16 protein-coding genes are annotated in these 21,213 nt (G+C 69.1%); 7 read left to right on the top strand and 9 right to left on the bottom strand.

Annotation, left to right across the window (positions count from 1 at the left end; translation table 11 throughout):
- The first annotated feature begins 74 nt into the window (after positions 1–74).
- Positions 75–596 carry a SigE family RNA polymerase sigma factor gene (locus tag ABD256_RS35665; RefSeq protein WP_344429257.1) on the top strand — a complete coding sequence of 174 codons (522 nt, stop codon included), beginning with the start codon at positions 75–77 and terminating at the stop codon, positions 594–596.
- On the top strand, positions 593–1,288 hold the full coding sequence (locus ABD256_RS35660) for a hypothetical protein (RefSeq protein WP_344429255.1): 696 nt from the start codon (positions 593–595) through the stop codon (positions 1,286–1,288). Before ABD256_RS35665 ends, ABD256_RS35660 begins: the two co-directional genes overlap by 4 nt.
- Before the next feature lie 395 nt (positions 1,289–1,683).
- On the opposite strand, the gene ABD256_RS35655 is transcribed toward ABD256_RS35660, so the two are convergent.
- Positions 1,684–2,286: a TetR/AcrR family transcriptional regulator gene (locus tag ABD256_RS35655; protein WP_344429253.1), complete on the bottom strand. Its 603-nt coding sequence runs from the start codon at positions 2,284–2,286 to the stop codon at positions 1,684–1,686.
- Positions 2,287–2,344: 58 nt separating this feature from the next.
- On the opposite strand from ABD256_RS35655, the gene ABD256_RS35650 reads away from it, so the two are divergent.
- On the top strand, positions 2,345–3,691 hold the full coding sequence (locus tag ABD256_RS35650) for an MDR family MFS transporter (RefSeq protein WP_344429251.1): 1,347 nt from the start codon (positions 2,345–2,347) through the stop codon (positions 3,689–3,691).
- Between the two features lie 322 nt (positions 3,692–4,013).
- On the opposite strand, the gene ABD256_RS35645 is transcribed toward ABD256_RS35650, so the two are convergent.
- From ABD256_RS35645 to ABD256_RS35625, 5 genes are all read right to left on the bottom strand, one after another.
- The gene (locus ABD256_RS35645; RefSeq protein ID WP_344429250.1) at positions 4,014–5,009 is read right to left on the bottom strand and encodes an ABC transporter substrate-binding protein; all 996 of its coding nucleotides are present in this window, start codon (positions 5,007–5,009) and stop codon (positions 4,014–4,016) included.
- A gap of 80 nt (positions 5,010–5,089) precedes the next feature.
- On the bottom strand, positions 5,090–6,145 hold the full coding sequence (locus ABD256_RS35640) for an ABC transporter permease (protein WP_344429284.1): 1,056 nt from the start codon (positions 6,143–6,145) through the stop codon (positions 5,090–5,092).
- Between the two features lie 76 nt (positions 6,146–6,221).
- Positions 6,222–6,986, bottom strand: coding sequence for an ATP-binding cassette domain-containing protein (locus ABD256_RS35635; protein ID WP_344429282.1), 765 nt, complete (start codon positions 6,984–6,986; stop codon positions 6,222–6,224).
- The gene (locus ABD256_RS35630) at positions 6,983–8,047 is read right to left on the bottom strand and encodes a class I mannose-6-phosphate isomerase (RefSeq protein WP_344429248.1); all 1,065 of its coding nucleotides are present in this window, start codon (positions 8,045–8,047) and stop codon (positions 6,983–6,985) included. Before ABD256_RS35630 ends, ABD256_RS35635 begins: the two co-directional genes overlap by 4 nt.
- Positions 8,044–9,027, bottom strand: a complete 984-nt coding sequence (locus ABD256_RS35625) for a LacI family DNA-binding transcriptional regulator (RefSeq protein ID WP_344429246.1) — start codon at positions 9,025–9,027, stop codon at positions 8,044–8,046. The genes ABD256_RS35630 and ABD256_RS35625 overlap by 4 nt, the downstream gene beginning before the upstream one ends.
- Before the next feature lie 307 nt (positions 9,028–9,334).
- On the opposite strand from ABD256_RS35625, the gene ABD256_RS35620 reads away from it, so the two are divergent.
- Both ABD256_RS35620 and ABD256_RS35615 read left to right on the top strand, forming a co-directional pair.
- The gene (locus ABD256_RS35620; protein WP_344429244.1) at positions 9,335–12,586 is read left to right on the top strand and encodes a GH92 family glycosyl hydrolase; all 3,252 of its coding nucleotides are present in this window, start codon (positions 9,335–9,337) and stop codon (positions 12,584–12,586) included.
- A gap of 13 nt (positions 12,587–12,599) precedes the next feature.
- On the top strand, positions 12,600–15,023 hold the full coding sequence (locus ABD256_RS35615) for a GH92 family glycosyl hydrolase (RefSeq protein WP_344429242.1): 2,424 nt from the start codon (positions 12,600–12,602) through the stop codon (positions 15,021–15,023).
- 63 nt (positions 15,024–15,086) lie between these two features.
- On the opposite strand, the gene ABD256_RS35610 is transcribed toward ABD256_RS35615, so the two are convergent.
- Complete coding sequence (locus ABD256_RS35610) at positions 15,087–15,653, bottom strand: TetR/AcrR family transcriptional regulator (RefSeq protein ID WP_344429240.1); 567 nt, start codon at positions 15,651–15,653, stop codon at positions 15,087–15,089.
- An 83-nt stretch (positions 15,654–15,736) separates the two neighbouring features.
- Between ABD256_RS35610 and ABD256_RS35605 the strand changes: the two genes are divergently transcribed.
- Positions 15,737–16,963, top strand: coding sequence for a metal-dependent hydrolase family protein (locus ABD256_RS35605; RefSeq protein WP_344429238.1), 1,227 nt, complete (start codon positions 15,737–15,739; stop codon positions 16,961–16,963).
- Positions 16,960–17,814, top strand: coding sequence for an alpha/beta hydrolase (locus ABD256_RS35600; RefSeq protein ID WP_344429236.1), 855 nt, complete (start codon positions 16,960–16,962; stop codon positions 17,812–17,814). The genes ABD256_RS35605 and ABD256_RS35600 overlap by 4 nt, the downstream gene beginning before the upstream one ends.
- A gap of 1,059 nt (positions 17,815–18,873) precedes the next feature.
- Here the strand turns inward: ABD256_RS35600 and ABD256_RS35595 are convergent.
- Positions 18,874–20,118: a cytochrome P450 family protein gene (locus ABD256_RS35595; protein ID WP_344429234.1), complete on the bottom strand. Its 1,245-nt coding sequence runs from the start codon at positions 20,116–20,118 to the stop codon at positions 18,874–18,876.
- On the bottom strand, positions 20,079–21,101 hold the full coding sequence (locus ABD256_RS35590; RefSeq protein WP_344429232.1) for a sulfotransferase family protein: 1,023 nt from the start codon (positions 21,099–21,101) through the stop codon (positions 20,079–20,081). The genes ABD256_RS35595 and ABD256_RS35590 overlap by 40 nt, the downstream gene beginning before the upstream one ends.
- Positions 21,102–21,213: the final 112 nt, after the last annotated feature.

Raw genomic sequence — 21,213 nt, 5'->3', positions numbered from 1 at the left:
TGAAAGGTTGACCGAGATCCTTGTCAACCTTTCGCGCCATCGGCTCGTATTGGTTCCGATGGGAAAGGGCGGGTATGACCAGGGGTGACGACAGGTTCGCGGAGTTCGTGCACTCGGCATCACCGAGGCTGCTGCACGCCGCGTACCTGCTGACCGGTGACCGGCACCGTGCCGAGGACGCCGTGCAGACCGCACTGACGCGCACCTATGCGGCGTGGGCGCGGGTGCGGCACTCCGACGCCTACGCCTACACGCGGAAGGTGCTCGCGAACCACGTCATCGACCAGTGGCGCCGCCCGCTGAAGGAGTATGCCACCGAGGAGCCGCCCGAACTCCCCGCGAACGGCGACGTGTCACGGGAGGTGACGCGGAACGTGTGGCTGATGGAGATGCTCGCCGGGCTCACCGGCCGCGAGCGCGCGGTCGTCGTGCTGCGGCACTACTTCGACCTGCCGGAGGCGGAGGTCGCCCGCGAGCTGAAGGTCACCGTCGGCACCGTCAAGCGCACGAACCACCGCGCGCTGGCGAAGCTCCGCGTGTCCGTCGGTGACGAAGCGCCACTGGTTTCCGGCAAGAATGGTGGAGAGGTGTCATGACCGACCTCGGCGAACTGAAGTCGGCGCTGGCCGGGACCGAGCCCGACGACGGGTTCCGGCCACCGGACCTGGCGAAGATCATGGCCGACGGCGGCCGGATCCGGCGACGGCGGCGGATCGCGGTCGGCACCGGCGCGGTCGCGCTGACCGCCGTGGTGCTGTTCGGCATCAGCAGCGTCACGATGCTGCGCCAACCGGACAGCGCCCCGCCGGCGCTCTCCGTCGCGAAGCAGCCGGACGCGCCGGTCTACGAGGAGGCGAAGATCTTCTGGGCCGGTGATGGCAGCCCGGATGGCAGGCCGTTCGCGATGTCGTTCCTGCACGAGGTGCGTCCCGGGACGGAGGACCACAGGTTCCCCGACGGGTACTTCATCTCGGCGGGCCGCAGTGGCCCCGACGGCACGCCGAAGCGGGATCGCACGGTGCCCGTCGACCTGACCCCGGGGTTCCACCGGATCGACGGCGTGGACGGGTTCTCCTGCGGCTACTTCGTGGCACCCTTCGGCAAGGAAACCGCCGTCCGATCGATCCAGGCCGCCGCGGACGGGAAGTACGCGGACGCGAAGACCGCGCAGTGGGAGGCGGTGCCGAACATCGTGCTGTTCTGGTTCCCGGCCGGCCCCGGCCCGGCGCAGATCCCCGGCCACCGGCTGGAAGCCTACGACGCCAAGGGAAAACTCACCGTCGGCTGATGCCTGCGCCCCGGCGGATGCCGCGTCGACGTCAGGTGCGTGCCCCGAAGGCGACCTTCGGGGACTCTGACGTCCTTTCTTCACCTTCGCGGGCGGGCGGGGGCGTGGCTGTTCATGCCCTGAAGGTGACCTTCGCGTCGCTAGACGTCACAGATCGCCCCTTCGCTCCGCGAGATGGCCGGGTAGCCATGCCCCGAAGGGGCCCTTCGCGGCATCAGATTCCCTCAGGGGCCCCTTCAGGGCATGAGTGCGGGGGCGGGGAAGGTTCGTGAGGGTCGCATTCGCGGCGTTCAATTCCTTGAAGGTGCCCTTCACGGCATGCGGGAGCCCCCTCGCAGGCGTGCGGCCGGGGCTGTTCATGCCTTGAAGGGGCCCTTCCCCCTTTTCCGGCGGTGCTACGCGTGGCGGTCGTAGGCGCGCAGGAAGGCCTTGACCCCATCGCCGACCGCGGCGTCGAACTGCTTGGCGGACGGCTTCCGCGCGTCCGTTGCGCGGAACTGCACCTCGTAGGTGCTCAGGGCCATGAAGTGGTGTGCGGCGCGCACCGGATCGTCGATGCGGAGCGCGGTCACCTTTCCCAGGCGTTCCGCGAGCAGTGCGGCGACGCGCCCCGGCCCGCGGTCGCGCCAGCTCGACACGAGTTCCGGGTGACGCGTGGCCTCGCTGCTCATCAACTGGCGCAGCGCCGTCACCTCGGGGTCGAGGTGGCAACCGGCCAGCTTTCGCCCGAAGGCGATCAGGTCGTGCTCGAGATCGCCGGGGTCGTCGGGGAATTCGTCGAGTGCGGCCAGCATGTCCGCGTTGACCCGGTCGAACGCCGCCTCGAAGGCGGCGAGGAACAGGGCCTCCTTGTCTGCGAGGTGGTTGTAGACGGTGCGCTTGGCCACGTCGGCCAGCGCCGCGATCTCGTCGACGCTGGCGCGTTCGTACCCCTCGCGCAGGAACACCTCCGCCGCCGCGCGCAGGATCGCCGCTCGCTTCCGTGGTCGCCCGGGCACGGTTCCCCTCTCTCGCCGGTTGCTTGTCAAAGTATACCGCAGAGGTTAATTTGCACTCATGAGTGCAAATATTTCGGAGCGGGTGGACCTCCCCCTCCTCAGGCTCGGCGCGGTTCTGGTGCTGGGCGCGTTCATGGCGTTGCTGGACGCGACGATCGTCAACGTCGGCCTCGACTCGCTGGCCACGGAGTTCCGGGTGCCGCTCGGCACGGCTCAGTGGGCGATCACCGGGTACCTGCTCGCGGTGTCGGTGGCGATCCCGGTGAGCGGGTGGGCCGTGGACCGGTTCGGCGGGCGCGCGGTGTGGCTCGCCGCGGCCGGGCTGTTCACCGTCGGCTCGCTGGCCGCGGGCTGCTCGTGGTCGATGGGAAGCCTGGCCGGATTCCGGGTGCTGCAAGGGCTCGGGGGCGGCATGCTGGAGCCGGTGACCCAGGTGGTCGTCGCCGCGGCGGCGGGACCGCGCCGGGTGGGTCGCATGATGGGTTTGATCTCGGTGCCGCTGATGCTCGCGCCCGCGGCGGGGCCGGTGCTCGGCGGCCTTCTCGTCGACCAGCTCGGCTGGCGCTGGCTGTTCCTGGTCAACGTCCCGGTCGGGGTGGTCGCGATGCTGCTCGCGCTCCGGTACGTGCCGCGCGACTCGCCGCGCGGCGCCACGGCACGGCTCGACCTGCTCGGTCTGGCGCTGCTCGCCTCCGGTTTCGCCGCACTCGTCATCGCGCTGGCCCAACGGGAACCGGTGTCGCTGGCGGTGGGGATCGCGTTGCTCGCGGGCTATGTCGCGCACGCCCTGCTGACCCGGACCGCGCCCTTGCTCGACCCGCGCATGTTCGCATCACTGGGTTTCGCCGCGACCGCCGTGGCGATGCTGCTCGTCGGGGTGGTCGTGTTCGGCACGATGTTCCTGTTGCCGCTCTACGCGCAGACCGTGCGCGGCCACGACGCCATGGTCGCGGGGCTTCTCCTCGCACCGCAAGGAATCGGGGGCATGCTGGGCATGCCGCTCGCGGGGCGGCTCGCCGACCGCGTCCCGCCGCGCCGTCTGGTCCCGCTCGCGCTCGCGCTGTTGGCGCTGACCACGGTGCCGTACGCGGTGCTCGACGAGGGGACCAGCGAGGTCTGGCTCGCCTGCGTCCTGTTCGTCCGAGGGGTCGCCCTGACCGCCGTCGTCGCGCCGCTGCTCGCTTCGATCTACCGCACGGTCACCGCAGACCAAGCGCCGCGCGCGACCGCCGCGATCTACATCCTCAACCAGATCGGCGGTTCGCTCGGCACCGCGCTGCTGGCCACGGTCGTCGTCGCGAGCGGGTTCGGCGCCGCGTTCACCTGGCTGCTGGGGTTCACCGCCGCCGCCGTCGTCGTGTCACTGCTGCTCCCCGGGAAAGTGCCGGGCGAGGTACGGGCGTGAAAGGGTCCCGGAGCCGAGTTGACTCCGGGACCCTTTCGCTTCTCCCACACCGAATCGAGTGCCCCGAGGGGCAACGCGTCGATTCCGGTGAGGTGGGTGGGGCCGAGGTGCGGGGTCCGCCGGGGCTCGCTCGCGTAGTCCCTGAAGGGAGCCTTGAGGGAATCCAACGCCGCCAAGGCGTCCTTCAGGGAATCCAACGCCGCGAAGGCTCCCTTCAGGGAATCCGAGGGGCGCTTGTGGAGTCGAGCGGAGCCCTCGAAACATCCGCAACAGCCTCCTGGATGCCCCGAAGGTCGCCTTCGGGGCATCCAGGAGCCCTAAGTCAGCACTGCTGCTTGTAGAAGTACTGCGCGTTCGCGTCCATGTCGGCCTTGGTGATGGAGTGCAGGCCCGCGGTGATGTTGCGCGTGGTCGGCTTGCCGGTGATCGCGGCGACGGCCTGCTGCACGCCCTGCTGGCCGATCGAGGCCGGGTCCTGCGCGATCAGGCCCTGGTACTCGCCCTTGCGCAGGCCCTCGATCTCCGACGGCGACGCGTCGAAGCCGACCAGGTTGACCTGCCCGATCTTGCCCGCGTTGCGCAGGCCGGTCGCGGCGCCCTCACCGGTGTTGAGGTTCGTCGCGAAGATCCCGATCAGGTCCGGGGTGGACGCCAGCGCGGCGGTCACCTTCGACGCGGCCTGGTCCGGCTCGTTCTGGGTGAACTGCGCGCCGACCGACTTCAGGTTCGGGTGGTTCTTCAGCTCGTCCGCGAAGCCCTGCGCGCGGGCGTTCGTGGTGGAGGTGCCGGCGATGGTGTCGAGCACCAGCACCGAGCCCTTCTTGTCGCCGACCAGCTTCGCCAGCGTCTGGGCCGCGAGCTTGCCGCCCTCGGCGTTGTTCGACGAGATCGACGAGACCGCGACGCCGGTGTTCTTCAGCGACGTGTCCACCTCGACGATCTTGGTGCCGCGGTTCTTCACCTGCTCGATCGGCGCCTGCATCGCGGTGTCGTCGGTCGGCGCGATCAGCAGCCCGGCGGGCGGCGCGGAGCCGAGCGCGTTGACCTTCTCGGTCTGCATCGCGGCGTCGAACTTCTGCGGCGCCTGAGTGTCCACTGTGTACCCGAGCTTCTGCGCTTCGGCCTGCGCGCCGCACTGCATCGAGATGTAGAACGGCTCCGCCTGCACACCCGGGATCAGGGTGATCTTCTTGTTGTCCGGAGTGGACGCGGCGCCGCCGTCACCGGACCCGCCGACCTGGCCGCCGCCGCACGCGGCGACGAGTGCGGCCACCGCGAAGGCGGAGCCCGCCGCGAGGAGGGACTTGCTCAACTTCATCTCTGCACCTCTTTGTGCTCTGGTAAACACGTGCTCTGGAAAACGTGTGCTCTGGAAAACGTGTGCTCTAGTGAACCGGATTATCGTGAATTGCGCTGACGACGACGGCGCTGGTCGAACCAGACCGCGGCGATGAGGACCGCGCCGACCGCGATCATCTGCCAGAAGTCCTGCACCTGCGTGATGTTGAAGCCCTTCTTCAACACCGCCGGGATGAACACGCCGATCACCGTGCCGAGCACGGAACCGACACCGCCGAACAGGCTCGTCCCGCCCATCACCGTCGCGGCGATCGCGTTCAGGTTGTCGGTGGTGTGTGCTGAGATCGTGGTCGAGGCGTAGTAGGCCAGCGACATGAACCCGGCGACACCGGCGAGGAACCCGGTGAGGAGGTAGACCTTGAGCAGATGCGCGGTGACCCCGATCCCGGAGCGCCGCGCGGCTTCGGCGTTCGAGCCGACGGCGTAGGTGTAGCGGCCGAACTTGGTGGTGTGCAGCAGCCACGCGCCGATCAGCGTGATCACCACGGCCACCAGCACGAGGTTCGGCACCCCGCCGAGCGACGTGCCGTAGCCGAGCGACTTGTTCAGCGCGGTCGGCACGCTGCGCACGTCCGAGCCGTTGTTCAGCAGGTACGCGGCGCCGAGCGCGGCGCCCATGGTGCCGAGCGTGACGATCAGCGGCGGGATCTTCGCCACCGCGATCAGGAACCCGTTGAGCAGGCCCCACACCGTGCCCGCGACCACGGCGGCGATCAGCCCGACCGTGATCACGCCCCAGCCCGCACCGGTCGCCTGGCCGTTCGGGCTCAGGGCTTCCATCGTCTTGCCCGCCACCATGCCCGCGAAGATCAGGACCGAGCCGACCGAAAGGTCGATCCCGGAGGTGATGATCACGAACGTCATGCCCACCGAGAGCACCAGCAGCACCGAGGTCTCGATGAGCAGGGTCTGGAAGGTGAACACGGTCGCGAACTCGGCCGGCCGCAGCGCGGTGAACACGATGATCAGCGCGATCAGCACCAGCGCGATCCAGAACGTGTTCGCCGAGACCAGCCTCGCGCCGAGCGGCCGCTTTTCGAATCCACCCGTGCCGTCCACTTCGGACTGCACGGAACCGGACGGCTTGGTAGCCATCGTCACGCCGCCTCCTGTAATTTGCGGGACACCCGCACCCGGTCGGCCGCCATGAGCGGCGCTTCGCATGTATCACTCATGCCGCCTCCTCCTGCGTCAGTGCGCCCGTCATCGCGGCCACCAGGTCTTCGAGCGTGGCGTCCTTGGCCTCGAACCGCGCGACGCGCTTGCCGAGGCGCAGCACCTCGACGCGGTCGGCGACCGAGAGCACCTCGGGCATGCTGTGGCTGATGAGCACCACGGCGATGCCCTCGTCGCGGACCTTCTTGATCACGTCGAGCACCCGCTCGGTCTGCACGACGCCGAGCGCGGCGGTCGGCTCGTCCATGAACACCACCTTGCTGGCCCAGGCCACCGACCGGACCACGGCCACGCTCTGGCGCTGCCCGCCGGACAGCGACCCGATCGGCACCTCGGTGCTCTGCAACGTCACGCCGAGCCGCTTGAACTGCTCGACGGCCTGCCTGCGCATCTCCGGCTTGTCGAGCATGCCGAGCTTGCCGAGGAAGCCCTTGCGGTGGAGTTCCCTGCCGAGGAACAGGTTCGCGGCGGGATCCAGCTCGGGGGCCACCGACAGGTCCTGGTAGACGGTCTCGATGCCGAGCTTGCGCGCGACGGTCGGTGAGTCCAGCGCGACCTTGCTCCCGTCCAGCACGATGTCGCCCGAGGTGGGCTGCTCCGCACCGGAGAGGCATTTGACCAGAGTGGACTTACCGGCGCCGTTGTCGCCGATCAGCGCGGTCACTTCACCGGCACGGGCCTGGAAGGACGCGCCGCGCAGCGCCTCGACCGAGCCGTAGCGCTTGGTCAGGTTCCGCGCGTCGAGCAGGATCGTCATCAGGAGCTCCTTTCGGGAGCGGGCGGGCGGCAGCGGATCACCGTGGTGTCGCCGGAGAGTTCCGCCTGTCCCGCCGCGTGCGGCACCACGAAGGTGTCGCCCTTGGACAGTGCGATTTCGCCGCCGTGCTCGGTGCGGAGCGCGCCGCTGCCTTCGAGCACGACCAGCACCGCGAACGACGGGTCGAGCGCGAGCGGAGCCGACGGGCGGAGCTGGTCGGCGCGGAAGAACTCCGCCGCGCCTGCCGCGAGCAGGTCCACAGTGGACGACGAGTCGCCCGCGGTCCGCTTCACGATCCCGCCGAGGCGGTCCTCGTCCCAGCCGGAGGTGTCGAGCGCGCGCAGCGCGGTGTCGAAGCCGAGCCCGAGGTGGCCCTTTTCGGGGCTGTCGAGGAAGTTCCGCCACTCGATGGTCAGCGAGAAGTCGGTCGGCTGCTGCAGCTCGACGACGAACACGCCTTCGCCGATCGCGTGCGGCAGGCCGGAGGGGATGTACACGGTGTCGCCGGGCGACACCGCGACGCTGTTCAACGCGCCCAGCATGGCGTCGGTGTCCTGGTCGCGCACCCAGTCCTGCACGGTGTGCTCGGCGACCGTCTCGCGGAATCCCGGGTACACCCTCGGGTCGTCCCCGTAGGTGCCGATCACGATCCACGCCTCGGACTTGCCGAAGTGCGAGTCGAAGTGCTCGCGCGCGAAGGAGTTCGACGGGTGGAAGTGCACCGGCAGGCGCTGGCCCGCGTCGAGCAGCTTCACCAGCAGGCCGGTCGAATCCGCGAAAGCGGCGACGTGCTCGGCGCCGAGCCAGGCCTCCGGCGCGGCGCGGACGGCGTCGCGCAGCCATTCGCCGGAGGACAGGCGGGTGAGCCCGTTCGTGTCCTGGCCGAACAGCGTGGTGGTGGAGCCGACCCAGTCCTCCGGCCCGAACTTCTTGCCGGACGCGGTGCCGGACGAGGACGCGCCGCGCAGCGCCGCGATGGCGTCGCCGCCGCGGTAGAACTGCGGCGGCTGGTTGGCGGGGAGCCGGATCGGTTCACGAGGCCCCGTGGTCGTCACGGAGGTCACGGGGCCACCTCCCCGGAACCGCGGGCTACGAGATGCACGGGAAGAACGACCTTTCTTGGTGCGGACTGATCTCCTTGGATGCGGGCGAACAGCAGCTCGGCGGCCGCTTCGCCCAGTGCGCCCACGTCGTGGGCGATGACGCTGACCGGCGGGTCCAGCAGGTCCGCCAGTTCGAAGTCGTCGAAGCTGATCATCGCGGGACGGCGCTCGGCGTGGGCGAGCGCGCGCAGCAGGTTGACCGCGACCCGGTTGTTCCCCGCGACCACCGCCGTCGCCGGATCGGGCCCGGCGAGCAGCGTCTTCACCGCTTCGGCGACGCTTTCCGGCGTCGGCGTGCGCATCACGACGAGCCGCTCGTCGTAGCCGATCCCGGCGCGGGCGCAGCCTTCGCGGAAGCCGCGCAGGCGCTCGGCGGCGGTGTAGATGTCCGGGCTGTCCGCCAGGAACGCGACCCGGCGATGGCCGTGCGAGACGAGGTGCGTGACCGCCTGCACGGTGCCGCCGATGTTGTCGACCAGCACGGTGTCGGCCACGATGTCGCCTGCCGGGCGGTCGATGAACACCACCGGCGTGCCCGCGCGCATCTCGGGCACCAGGTACCCGTGCTGCATCCCGGCGGGAACCACCAGGATGCCGTCCACCCGCCGCGCGCAGAACTCGAGCGCCAGCTCGCGTTCCCGCTCGCGCGTCTCGTCGGACGAGCCGGTGAGCACCTGGCGGCCGTAGGAGGTCGCGATCTTCTCCACCGCGCGGGTCAGCTCGGAGTAGAACGGGTTGCCGACGTCCTCCACGATCAGGCCGATCGTCCCGGTGGTCGAGCCGCGGCGCAGGTTGCGGGCGCCGAGGTTGCGCCGGAAGCCGAGCTGCTCGATCGCCGCGATCACGCGCTCGGCGGTGTCCGGGTGCACGGCGGGCTCGTCGTTCACCACGCGCGACACCGTCTTGATGCTGACGCCGGCGAGCCGCGCCACGTCACTCATCGTGGCGCGCCTGCTGGCCGGCTTCCTGCCGTCAGGCGACAACGTTGTCATAGTGGCGCAGATTGAACGCCACGATCGGGTGGGCTGTCAATGCCCGATCCGTGACCAGCCGGTTTTCTGCCGCTTGACCATTACGGCATCCGGCTGACCGCGCTGTCCGGAATCGGACAGGCTCTCACCGCGCCCTTGACCTACCGGTTACCCGCTGCCCAAGGTGACCCGCATCAGCGATGTGCGCGACAAGGTTGTCAGCGTCGATCTCGGGGGCTCGTCCGGCCACCTGTTCGCGCCGAACTGCAGAGAGGCGATGGCTGAGATGGCTTTGAAGCTGTCCAGAACGCGGGCAGGCACGCTACTCGCGGCGGCGGTGGTGATGGCGGGTTCGGCGGTCGCGGCGGTACCCGCGGTCGCGGCACCCGACGTCCAGGCAGGTGACCTGGCACAGTTCGTGAATCCGTTCGTCGGCACCAGGCCCGGCGGCGAGGACCACGGCACCGGCGGCGGCGCGGGGAACACCTTCCCCGGCGCGGTGGCGCCGTTCGGCATGGTCCAGTGGAGCCCCGACACCGTGAAGGCGCAGCACGGCGGCTACTTCTACGACGACAACCGGCTCAAGGGGTTCAGCCTCACGCACCTTTCGGGCGCGGGCTGCTCGACCTACGAGGACATCCCGTTCATGCCGTTCGCCGGCGAGGTCACCACCTCGCCCGCGACCGATCCCTCGCGCTACACCGCGTCGTTCTCGCACGCGAACGAGCAGGCGACCCCCGGAAAGTACTCGGTGAAGTTCGACAGCGGGGTCGGCGTCGACCTCGCCGCGACGCAGCGCACCGGCTCCGGCCGCTTCACCTACCCCGCGGGCGCGCCCTCGACGCTGCTCGTCAACACCTCCGGCTCGGTGATGGGCACCGACGACGCCCAGATCAGCATCGGCAAGGACAGCATCAGCGGCTGGGCGACCAGCGGCAAGTTCTGCGGCAGCGACTCGAGCTACCGCGTCTACTTCCACGCGAAGTTCGACACCCCGTTCGCCTCGATCGGCACCTGGAAGAACGGCGCGGTCACCCCCGGCAAGAACGCCGAAACCGGTGGCGCGGCGGCGAAGGTCGCCAAGCCGAGCGCGAACACGGCGCGCGCCGAATCGCTCAAGCCGACCGACACCACCGTCAGCGGCCCTGGCAGCGGCGGCTACGTCACGTTCGACAACCTGGCTGGCGCCGAGGTCAACGTCCAGGTCGGACTGTCCTTTGTGTCCGTTGACGGCGCGAAGGCGAACCTGAAGGCGGAGAACACCAAGCGCTCCTTCGACACCGTCGCCACGGCGGCGCGCAGGGCGTGGAACGACAGGTTCAACCAGATCCAGGTCGCCGGTGGCACCGACGCGGAGCGGCGGAACTTCTACACCGGCCTGTACCACTCCCTGATCCAGCCGAACGTGTTCTCCGACGCGGACGGGAAGTACACCGGGTTCGACGGCCGCGTGCACAGCGCCGAAAAGGGCCACGCGATGTACACGAACTTCTCCGGCTGGGACATCTACCGCTCGGAAACGCAGCTCCTCGCGATGCTCGCGCCGAAGGAGACCTCGGACATCGTGCGGTCGATGATCGCCTATGCCGAGCAGGGCGGGTCGTGGGACCGCTGGACCGTCGCGAACGACTACACCGGCGTGATGAACGGCGATCCCTACCACATCATCGTTTCGACCGCGTACGCCTTCGGCGCGCGTGACTTCGACGCGAACAAGGCGCTGCTGCTGATGTTGCGCGGGGCCACCCAGCCGACGCAGGGCTACACCGAACGGCCCGGCCTCTCCGACTACATGAAGCTCGGGCACGTGCCGGGCGCCGGTGCGGACACGCTCGAATACACCAGCGCCGACTTCGCGATCGCTCAGCTCGCGCGCAGGCTCGGCGACCCCGCGACGCACCAGACGTTCATGAAGCGCGCGCAGAACTGGCAGAACCTGTACAACCCGGCCACTTCACACCTGCAGCCGCGGCAGGCCTCCGGCGCGTTCTCGTCGCCGTACGACCCGGCGAGCTCGGCGGGCTGGGTCGAGGGCAACGGCGCGCAGTACGACTGGATGGTGCCCTACAACGTCGCGGGGCTGACCACGGCGTTCGGCGGCGACCAGGCCGTGAATTCGCGTTTGGACACCTTCTTCACCAAGCTCAACGCCGGTACCAAGGAGCCGTACGCGTTCCTCGGCAACGAGCCCAACGCGAACACCCCGTGGCTCTACGACTTCACCGGCGCGCCGTACAAGACCCAGTCGATCGCGCGGCGGGCGATGACCGAGCTGTACAACCCGAACCCCGAGGGGCTGGTCGGCAACGACGACCTCGGCCAGATGTCGTCGTGGTACGTGTGGGCGGCGCTCGGCATGTACCCGGAGATCCCGGGCCGCGCCGAGATGGTGCTCAACTCGCCGCTGTTCACCAAGGCGGTTATCACCACCGGGCTCGGCAAGAAGATCACGATCAACGGCAAGGGCGCGGCGACCGCGTCGCCGTACGTCACCGGGCTCAAGGTCAACGGCAAGGACTACGCGAAGCCGTGGCTGCCGGAGGCGCTGGTTTCTTCCGGTGGCACGCTGGACTACACGCTGTCGTCCACACCGGACACCAAGTGGGGCAGCGCGCCGTCGGATGCGCCGCCGTCCTTCCGCGAGGGTGAAACGTCGAGCCTGTCCTTCGTGGACCCGGCGAGGGTGGTCACGCCGGCGGGAAGCAGCGCCAAGGCGTCGGTCGGCGTGCAGGACCTGTCCGGCACGGCGCGCACCTGGAAGTACAGCACGTCCACCGTGGACGGAATCACGGTGGCGCCGTCCGCTGGCCAGATCGAGGTCGCGGCGGGGTCGAAGGCGCGTGCGGAGGTCACCGTGACGGTTCCGGCGGGCACCAAGGAAGGTTCGCACCAGATCCCGGTGACCTTCACCGCGGCGGGGCAGCCCGCCACCACGGCGGTGCTGACCGTCCTCGTCGCGGAGCCGGGAAGCTGGCTCGCGGCGGTCAACAACGCGGGCATCTCACCGGACGCGAAACCGGCGGCGGCGAACTTCGACGGCGGCGGCTGGAGCTACTCGGCGGAAGCACTGGCCGCGGCGGGCGCGAACCCCGGCGGCACCGTGACCGTCGACGGGCTGGCGTTCAAGTGGCCGGGCACCCCGCTCGGCGAGCCGGACAACATCGTCGCGAGTGGACAGACGGTGAACGTCTCCGGCTCCGGCAAGCTGTCGTTCCTCGGCTCCGGCACGAACGGCAAGGCGTCGGGCAGCATCACCATCACCTACACCGACGGCAGCACCGGCAAGGCGGACATCGGGTTCTCCGACTGGACGCTCGGCGGTGGCGGCGGGCAGCCCGATTTCGGCAACAGGGACGCACTGTCCACTCCGTACCGGAACTCCGGTGGCGGTTCGCCGCAGCAGATCAGGACGCACGTGTTCGCGACGGCGCCGATCGCGCTGGCCGCGGGCAAGACGGTGAAGAGCGTGACCCTGCCGACCTCGGTTTCGGGCGGCGCGCTGCACGTCTTCGCCATCGCGGCAGGCTGAGGAAGAGGGACCCATGCGGAAGAAAGTTCTCAGCGCGGTGCTCGCCGCGGCGATCCCGGTGACGTTCGCCGTCCCGGCCGCCTCGGCGAGCCCGAGACCGGGTGACGCGCTCGACTCGGTCAACACGTTCATCGGCACCAAGGACGACGGAAACACGTTCCCCGGTGCCTCGGCCCCGTTCGGGATGACCCAGGTCAGCCCGATCACCACGCACTACGCCGGCTACCAGTACGACGACACGGCGATCCGCGGGTTCGGCCACTTCTTCCTCTCCGGCGCGGGCTGCTGGGAGCAGGGCGGGCTGATCTCCACGCTGCCGACGACGGGAACCGTCGCGCCGGGCGGTGACTTCGACACCGCGAAGGCCGGCACGTTCGACCACAAGAAGTACGCGTCGCCGTACACGCACGACGGCGAGGTCGGCAAGCCCGGCTACTACAAGGTCCGCCTGACCGGGTACGGCGGCGTCGACGCCGAAACCACGGCGACGACGCGCACCGGCGTCGAGCGCTACACCTTCGGCAAGGGCGGCGCGGCAAACGTGTTCGTCAACGTCGGGCAGGCCAACGACAAGGAACCGGTGAGCGCCAGCAGCATCCGGGTGATCGGCGACCGGACGGTGGAAGGGACCGTCGAATCGCAGGCGTTCTGCGGCGGGAAGCCGTACACGACCTACTTCACCACCACGTTCGACAAGCCGTTCAAGTCCTTCGGGACCTGGTCGCCCACCGGCGGCACGCCGGGCTCCCGCGAGTCGCGGGGCGCGGCGGGCCTGCGCGGGTCGTGGCTCACCTTCGACACGGGCAAGGACAGCCAGGTCACCGCCACCACGGCGATTTCCCATGTGGACGCCGACGGTGCGCGCCGCAACCTCGCCGCCGAGGGCACGAGCTGGGGCAGGCTCAACCCGTTCGACAGGGTCCGCGACGCGGCACAGCGGACCTGGCGCAAGGAACTATCCACAATAGACATATCCGGTGGCCTGCCGGACGACCGCACCGTCTTCTACACCTCGCTCTACCATTCCTTGCTCCAGCCGTTGACCGGCAACGACGTCGACGGCAGGTACCGGGGCTTCGACGACAAGGTGCACTGGGCGATCGGCTGGACCTACTACGAGTTCTTCTCGCTGTGGGACACCTACCGCACGCAGAACCAGCTTCTCGCGCTGATCAGGCCGGACCGCGCGCGCGACATCGCGCGGACCGTGCTCGCGATCCACGACCAGGGCGGCTGGCTGCCGAGATGGGCGTACGCGAACCAGGAGACGAACACGATGACCGGCGACCCGGTCACCCCGTTCCTGGTGGACCTGTGGCGGTTCGGCGCGCTGAAAGGCTTGGAAGGCAAGGCTTTCGACGCGCTCAAGCAGAACTCGGAGCAGATCCCGCCCGCCGCTTCGCCGTTCCAGGGGCGTTCCGGCAACGCGAGCTACCAGGCGAACGGATGGGTGCAGTACGACCCGGACTTCCCGAAGAAGGGCCAGGACACCGACCCGAACCACGGCGCTTCCGCGACCATGGAGTACTCGCTCGCCGACTGCTCGCTTTCGGTGCTGGCGAAGGGAATCGGCCGGAACCAGGACGCGCAGGCGCTGGCCGAACGCGGCCTGAACTACCGGAAGCTTTGGGACTCCAGCGTTTCCGATCGCGGCTTCACCGGGTTCCCGCGGCCGAAGGTCACCGGCGGCGACTGGTACAGCCCGAAGGACAAGCCGTACACGCCGCAGGGCCAGGACGGGTTCCACGAAGGCACCGCGTGGCAGTACCAGTGGCTCGCGCAGCAGGACGTGCCAGGGCTGGTCGAGCGCATGGGCGGCAAGGAGCAGACGGGCAAGCGGCTCGACGACTTCTTCGCCTACTCCGACCTGCTCGCCGATCCGAAGAAGACCGCGCACGAGAAATGGGTCATCGGCCCTTACGACTACTACAACCAGTTCCGCTACAACCCGAACAACGAACCGGACCTGCACTCGCCGTGGATGTACACGCTGACCGGGCAGCCGTGGAAGACCTCCGCGGTGGTGCGGGCGGCGCACACCCTGTTCACGAACGCGCCCGACGGGGTCACCGGGAACGACGACCTCGGCACCATGTCGGCGTGGTACGTGTTCAGCGCGCTCGGCATGTACCCGGCGGTACCGGGGACCGGGCAGTTCGTGCTGAACGCGCCCCGGTTCTCGCGCGCGGTGGTGCACCTGGAAAACCACCGCGACATCGTGCTCGGCGCGCGCGGCGCCGACCCGTCGAAGCTGCAGTACGTGCAGAGCCTGCGCGTGGGCAACGGCTGGTCGTCGGCGCCGAGTGACCAGGCGTACGTCAGCGTGGAGCAGCTCACCAGGGGCCTCACGCTGGACTACGGCCTGACCGCGGACGCGGCGAAGGCGACCTGGGCCACCGGCCCGCAGGGCGCACCACCGTCACCCTGCGGAAGCTGAAGTCCCACCGGGGGCGCCGAAGCGATCCTTCGGCGCCCCGGTGTTTCAGGGCCACTGCACGGATCAGCCCTCGCGCATCCGCAGGATCAAGACGACCGCGTCCTCCGAGAGGGCCGCCGGCGTCAGAACTTCCTGCAGGAGCAGGCCGCGAAGCGCGGCGATGGTGACGGTGGCCGTGGTCAGCGCTTCCTCGGCGCCGAGCCCTTCGCGTTCCGCGAGCGAGGCCAGCATCTTGGTCAGGTCGTCGAGCGAGTCGATGAACTCGCGGAAGTCCTCCGGCCGGTACGCGGCCAGTCCGACGACGTGGAAGAAGCCGCGGATACGCGACCGCTGCTCCGGGCGGGTGTAGGCCCGCCAGATCGCCACGACCAGGTCGTCGAAGGTGCCCCGCTGCGCGACCTCGAAAAGCGCCTCGTTGTCACGGGATCGCTGCGCTTCGAGCATGGCCGCCAAGACGCCGGGGAGCGACCCGAAGTGGTACCGCAGGAGGGCGTGGCTGGTCTCGGCCCTGGCGGCGATCTCGCGGAGCGACACCTCCGGTGAGGGAAGGCCCTCGTCGAAGGCGTCGAGGAGCCGCGCCAGGAGACGCTCGCGTGCGTTGCCGTTGCGTTCCGCGTTTGACAGGACCACTCCCATAGTTTATCCATTGGAAAAGAACGACTGGTGCTGCCCCCATGGTCGCAGTCGGCTCGCAACGGTGGAGGGAACGACTCGTGGGACGTTTTCAGGTGGTCGGCGCGGCGGTCGTCGACGGGTCGGGGCGTGACCCCGTCGACGTCGGCGTCACCGTCGAAGACGGGCGCATCGCCCAGCTCGGTGTCGCCAGCGCGCACGGCGAGCGCCTCGATGCCGGGGGGTTGACGATGACGCCCGGCCTGATCGACGCGCACGTGCACCTCGGCCTGTCGAGCCCGATCCAGCCGCAGTTCTCGTTCCGGATCAGCGCCGCCGAGATCGCGGCGGACATCTTCGCCACGGCGGGCGCGACGCTCGACGCCGGCTTCACGACCGTCCGGGACACCGGCGGGATCGACGGCGGCGTCGTCACCGCGATCGCCAAGGGCAAGGTCAGGGGACCGCGCGTGCTGTCGTGCGGACCTGTTCAATGCCAGATCGGCGGGCACGGCTACTACGGAGCCGACTGGGAACCCACCGAGCTGTGGAGCAGCCATCACGTTCCGGGTCTGTGCGCCCTGTCCATGATGTCGGGCAACGCGGACGAACTGCGGGGCAACGTGCGCGAGGCCTTCCGTCGCGGAGCCTCCTTCCTGAAGCTCTGCGTGACCGGCGGAGTGGTCAGCGCGCACGACCGGCTGACCGACACCCAGTTCACCGTGGAAGAGATCGCTGTCGCCGTTCAAGAAGCCGCGGCACGGGGCACCTACGTGACGGTGCACGCCCACAACAACGAAGGCATCCGGAACGCGGTCGAGGCCGGGGTCCGCTGCGTCGAGCACGGCACCGACCTCGACGAGTCCACGGCCACCCTGATGGCCACTCGCGGGGTCGCACTGGTGCCCACGTTCGCCGTCGTCGAGCAACTGCTGCACGACACCGCTGGAGCCGGCCTCGGCGAATCGGCCCGCGATCGAGTGCTGGGTGTTCGTGAGCGCATGGCCGGGGCGCTGGCTGCCGCCAAGGAGGCCGGAGTGCGGATCGGGCTGGGTTCCGATCTCATCGGCCCGGCTCAGGACCGCCGAGGCGAGGAGCTCGCGTTGCGCGCGGATCTCGAGACGCCCATGGAAGCTCTCGTGGCGGCCACGAAGACCAACGCCGAGATCCTCGGCCTGTCCGGCCAGGTGGGGGTCATCGCTCCCGGCCTGCAGGCCGACTTCGTGCTCTGGAAAGGAAATCCGCTCGAAGATCCGAAGCTCTTCTCCGACCCCGCCAACGCCGTACTCGTCGTCCAAGCCGGACGTGTTGTGAAGGACCTCCGATGAACACCATGTGGCAGGGCTGTCTTGCCGACACCGACTACTTCGAGCTGCGTTCCAGCGGCGGGCACGCCTACGGCGTCTGGGTCACCACGCCACCGGGCTACGACCCCGCCACGACGCAAGCGCCCGTCTTGTACGTGCTCGACGGCAACTGGGCCGTGGGCATGACGGCTCCGCTCATCGTCACCCAGCGGGACCCCATGCAAAGGATCCAGCCCTACATCCAGGTCAGCGTCGGTTACGCGGGCGAGGAGGCGCAGCACTGGGCACGGCTGCGCAACAGGGACCTCGTGCCGCCCGGCGAGCCCGTCGCCCAGGAGTTCATCGATGCCGTGGAGCTGGGGATTCAAACGGGCGCGATGACCCGTGAGGAGGCCGACGCCTACCTCGCCGAACTACGCGAAACCCACGCCGACGCGTTCCTGGGTTTCCTCACCGGGGAACTGCACCCGCGGATCGAACGCGACTACGGCACAGCCGCGAGCGGTCACGGCCTCTTCGGCTACTCCTATGGCGGGCTCTTCAGCCTCTACGCCTGGCTCAGCGGCAGCACTCTCTTCGAGAGCATCGGAGCGGGCAGCCCCGGCGTCATCGGCGAAGACAGTCAAATCTTCGCCCAGCTCCGAGACCTGGGCGAGGGACTGCCTGCCGCCAAGCTGCACGTGACCTTCAACGACCAAGAGCTTGTCGGAGACCTGGCCGTCTACCAAAACCTCGCGAAGAACACGGCCACCCTCCTGCACCGCTTCACCTCACGCGGCGGAGCCGTCACCAGCGCGATCCTGCACGAAACGCACGTGACCGGCCTGCAGGCCTCGTTCCTCAGCTACCTCAGGACTTGCCGGGCCCAGTAAGCGCGGACTCTGACGCCACTTTTCTCACCTTCGCGGGTGTATGGGGCCGCCTGTTCATGCCCTGAAGGTGGCCTTTGGGGAATCTGATGCCCCAATCTCGCCCTTCGCGGCGGGTGGCATGGCGACGCTGATGCTCTGAAGGTGCCCTTCGGGGCGTTAGATTCCGTCAAGGGCGCCTTCGGGGGCATGTGGCCTGGAGCAGGGCGGGTCCGCGTAGGTCAGATTCGCGGCGTTCACGCCTCTGAAGGCATTCTTTGGGGCGCCAGCGCGGAAACGAGAACGGGACGCGAAATCCCAGCCCATGCCCCCAAGGGCGCCTTCGGGGAATCTGATGCCCCAATCTCGCCCCTCACAGCGCGCGGCATGGCGACGCTGATGCCCTGAAGGCGCCCTTCGGGGCGTTAGATTCCGTCAAGGGCGCCTTCGGGGCATGTGGCCTGGAGCAGGGCGGGCTCGTGTAGGTCAGATTCGCGGCGTTCACGCCTCTGAAGGCATTCTTTGGGGCGCCAGCGCGGAAACGAGAACGGGACGCGAAATCCCAGCCCATGCCCCCAAGGGCGCCTTCGGGGAATCTGACGCCGTGATTTCGCCCTTCGTGGCGCGCGGCATGGCGACGCTGATGCCCTGAAGGTGGCCTTCGCGGCGTTAGATTCCGTCAAGGGCGCCTTCAGGGCATGCGGCCCGGAGCAGGGCAGGGCCATGGGGGCTACCTTCGCGGCATTCAGGTCTATGAGGGCCCCTTTTTTCGGGGTACGGGCGCGGAAACGAGAAAGCGGTGCGAGTCGCGAGATCCCAGCATCTGCTCTCAAGGGCACCTTCAGGGCGTCCGCCGCCGCGTTCTCGGCTCTCGCAGCGCGGAGCATGGCGCTGCTCATTCCCTGAAGGGCGCCTTCGGGGAATCTGACGCCCCAATCTCGCCCCTCGCGGCATACGACACAGCCACGCCCATGCCCTGAAAGTGGCCTTCGCGGCGTTGGATTCCCTCAAGGCTCCCTTCGGAGCCGGCCCTCGGCCTCGCCTCCGTGGTCAGGGAACTGGGCACGCTGGCCCGGTAGACGATCAGCCGAGCCGGATGGGGAGGGATTCCAGGCCGCGCATCAGGGTGCTGTGCCGCCAGGTCAGCTCGGCGGGATCCACCGCGAGCGTCATCGACGGGAAGCGCGCGATCAACTGTCCGAAAGCGACTTCCGCCTGTGCTCGGGCCAGGTGGGCGCCGACGCAGTAGTGCACGCCGTGGCCGAAGGCGAGGTGCCGGGCCGTCGACCGTCCTATGTCGACTGAATCGGCGTCGGGGAAGCGGGCGGCGTCGCGGTTCGCCGAAGCCAGTGCGATCACCACGAACTCACCCTCGGGGACGGTGACGCCGCCGATGGTCACCTCCTCGTCGGTGAACCGGAAGGTCGCGAAGTTGACCGGGCCTTCGTAGCGGAGGAACTCTTCGATCGCGGCGGGCAGCAGGGACGGGTCGGCTCGCAGGGCGGCTAGCTGGGCGGGGTTGTTCAGCAGCGCGAGGGTGCCGTTGCCGATCAGGTTGACCATGGTCTCGTGCCCGCCGACGAGCAGCACGAACACCATGGCGCGCAGCTCGCCCGAGCTGAGGCGGTCACCGGATTCGCGGGCCTCCACCAGCGCGGAGATCAGGTCCTCGCCCGGTGCTTTCTCCTTGGCCGCAACGAGATCGTCGATGTAGGAGACCATCGCGGTGGACGCGGCCGCGAGGTCCGCATCGGACACACCGGTGTTGAGCAGGGTCGCCGACCAGGCGCGGAAGTCCGACCGGTCGCCTTCCGGCACGCCGAGCAGTTCGCAGATCACGGTGATCGGCAACGGGTACGCGAGCGCTTCCAGCAGGTCGACCACCCCGTCCGACGGCATGGCATCGAGCAGGCGCCCGGCGATCTCCGCCATGCGAGGCCGCAGGCCAGCCACCCGGCGGCTCGTGAACGCCTTGTTCACCAGTTCGCGCAGCCGGGTGTGGTCCGGCGGGTCGGTGTTGAGCATGTGCGAGTTCAGGAACTCGGTGATCACCGGCACGGAGTTGGTTTCCGCCGCCTGCCGCGCCGAAAGCTCCTGCTGGCGCACGGAGTTCTTGAGCAGCCGGGGATCGGCCAGTGCCGCCTTCGCGTCGTCGTAGCGGCTCACGATCCACACCCGCAGCCCGTGCGGGAGCAGCGCGGGTGCGACCGCGACGTCCGCGCGCAGCCGCGTGTAGAGCTGGTGGGGGTCCTGCAAGAACTCTTCGCCGAGGTGGATGGGTTCGGTAGTCACAAGCTTTCCTCCAGTGCGCGCGCTCCCGGCGCGCATCGTTCCCGCAGTTCCGCCAGTTCGTCCGGTGGCAACGACCGCGCGCCGCCGAGCCGCCCGCGGTCGAGCAGCGCGCGCCCGGCGTCGAGCCACGAACCGATCGGGTCCACCCCGGCGAAGCCGGCGAACCGGGTCAGTTCGGTGCGCGGGTCGCCGATGAGGTCCTCAAAGGACAGTGTCAGCCGGTTCGGCGCCGGTACCGGGGCGAGGTCGCGCACACCATCGGTGACGAGCCGGGACCACAGGTCGCCGAACTCGGCGAGCGGCAACGGCTGCGCCAGCACCGCGGGGTCGAAGGAGGCGCTCGGCACCTTCGCCAGTCCGGGCGGCAGCGAAGCGATGTCCGCCGCGGTCAGCTCCGGCATGGTGGCGACCCCGGTCAGCTCCTTGATCCGGTTTTCCAGCACCACCAGGCGAAAACCCGGATGCCTGCTCATCGAGAGCGCGCAGTCCGGCCCGTCGCGGACCATGTGCACGAGCTTCGCGGCGGGGAACCGCTCCACGAGCGTGGTGATCCACTGCAAGGAGAACCCGGAGCGTTCGATCGCCACCCGCCTGCCGAACCGGTCGCACAACCACGCGAACAATCCTTCGTAGTGCGCCGAAATCGGGCGCGACGGCCACGACGGGACCACGTCCGCGAGTTCGTCGAACAGGCCGTCCGGATCGTCGGTGAGATGCGGCAGCACCATCGCCGAGATCACGGGGACACCGGCGCCAGGGGCGAACCTGCCTCGCCGGTACAGCAGTTCCGGGACCGGTGTGCCGTCGCGGAGCATGGCGTCGATGATCGGGTTCGGCTCCGCCAGCAGCTTCCAGAACCCGGCGCCGGTCAGTTCGCCGTCGGGAAAGGTGCCTGGCGCCAGTGACGACAGCAGCTCGTTCACGCTGAGCACCTCGGGGTGCAGGTTGAGCACCCGCGACAACGCGGTGGACCCGCAGCGCCCGGTGCCGACGACGAAGCGCACGGGGGTACCGGTCATGGGTGCCTTTCTACCGCGCTCACCCGTTCTCCGCTGAAACTGCGGAAGATCACTCGCCCGTGTACCGTCCGATGAACGGAACCGGCCGGGGTCACCGCTGATCACGGCCGGT

This window comes from Amycolatopsis minnesotensis, assembly GCF_039529815.1.
Lineage (GTDB): Bacteria > Actinomycetota > Actinomycetes > Mycobacteriales > Pseudonocardiaceae > Amycolatopsis > Amycolatopsis minnesotensis.
Note: the sequence above shows the minus strand (reverse complement) of the source record. Positions and strands in the feature narration are given on the sequence as shown.

What these genes read in the sequence shown, in the direction of transcription:
- ABD256_RS35665 (WP_344429257.1), top strand. Translation starts at nt 75, where the DNA reads ATGACCAGGGGTGACGACAGGTTCGCGGAGTTCGTGCACTCGGCATCA.
- ABD256_RS35660 (WP_344429255.1), top strand. Translation starts at nt 593, where the DNA reads ATGACCGACCTCGGCGAACTGAAGTCGGCGCTGGCCGGGACCGAGCCC.
- ABD256_RS35650 (WP_344429251.1), top strand. Translation starts at nt 2,345, where the DNA reads ATGAGTGCAAATATTTCGGAGCGGGTGGACCTCCCCCTCCTCAGGCTC.
- ABD256_RS35645 (WP_344429250.1), bottom strand. Translation starts at nt 5,009, where the DNA reads ATGAAGTTGAGCAAGTCCCTCCTCGCGGCGGGCTCCGCCTTCGCGGTG.
- ABD256_RS35640 (WP_344429284.1), bottom strand. Translation starts at nt 6,145, where the DNA reads ATGGCTACCAAGCCGTCCGGTTCCGTGCAGTCCGAAGTGGACGGCACG.
- ABD256_RS35625 (WP_344429246.1), bottom strand. Translation starts at nt 9,027, where the DNA reads ATGAGTGACGTGGCGCGGCTCGCCGGCGTCAGCATCAAGACGGTGTCG.
- ABD256_RS35620 (WP_344429244.1), top strand. Translation starts at nt 9,335, where the DNA reads ATGGCTGAGATGGCTTTGAAGCTGTCCAGAACGCGGGCAGGCACGCTA.
- ABD256_RS35615 (WP_344429242.1), top strand. Translation starts at nt 12,600, where the DNA reads ATGCGGAAGAAAGTTCTCAGCGCGGTGCTCGCCGCGGCGATCCCGGTG.
- ABD256_RS35600 (WP_344429236.1), top strand. Translation starts at nt 16,960, where the DNA reads ATGAACACCATGTGGCAGGGCTGTCTTGCCGACACCGACTACTTCGAG.
- ABD256_RS35595 (WP_344429234.1), bottom strand. Translation starts at nt 20,118, where the DNA reads ATGCGCGCCGGGAGCGCGCGCACTGGAGGAAAGCTTGTGACTACCGAA.
- ABD256_RS35590 (WP_344429232.1), bottom strand. Translation starts at nt 21,101, where the DNA reads ATGACCGGTACCCCCGTGCGCTTCGTCGTCGGCACCGGGCGCTGCGGG.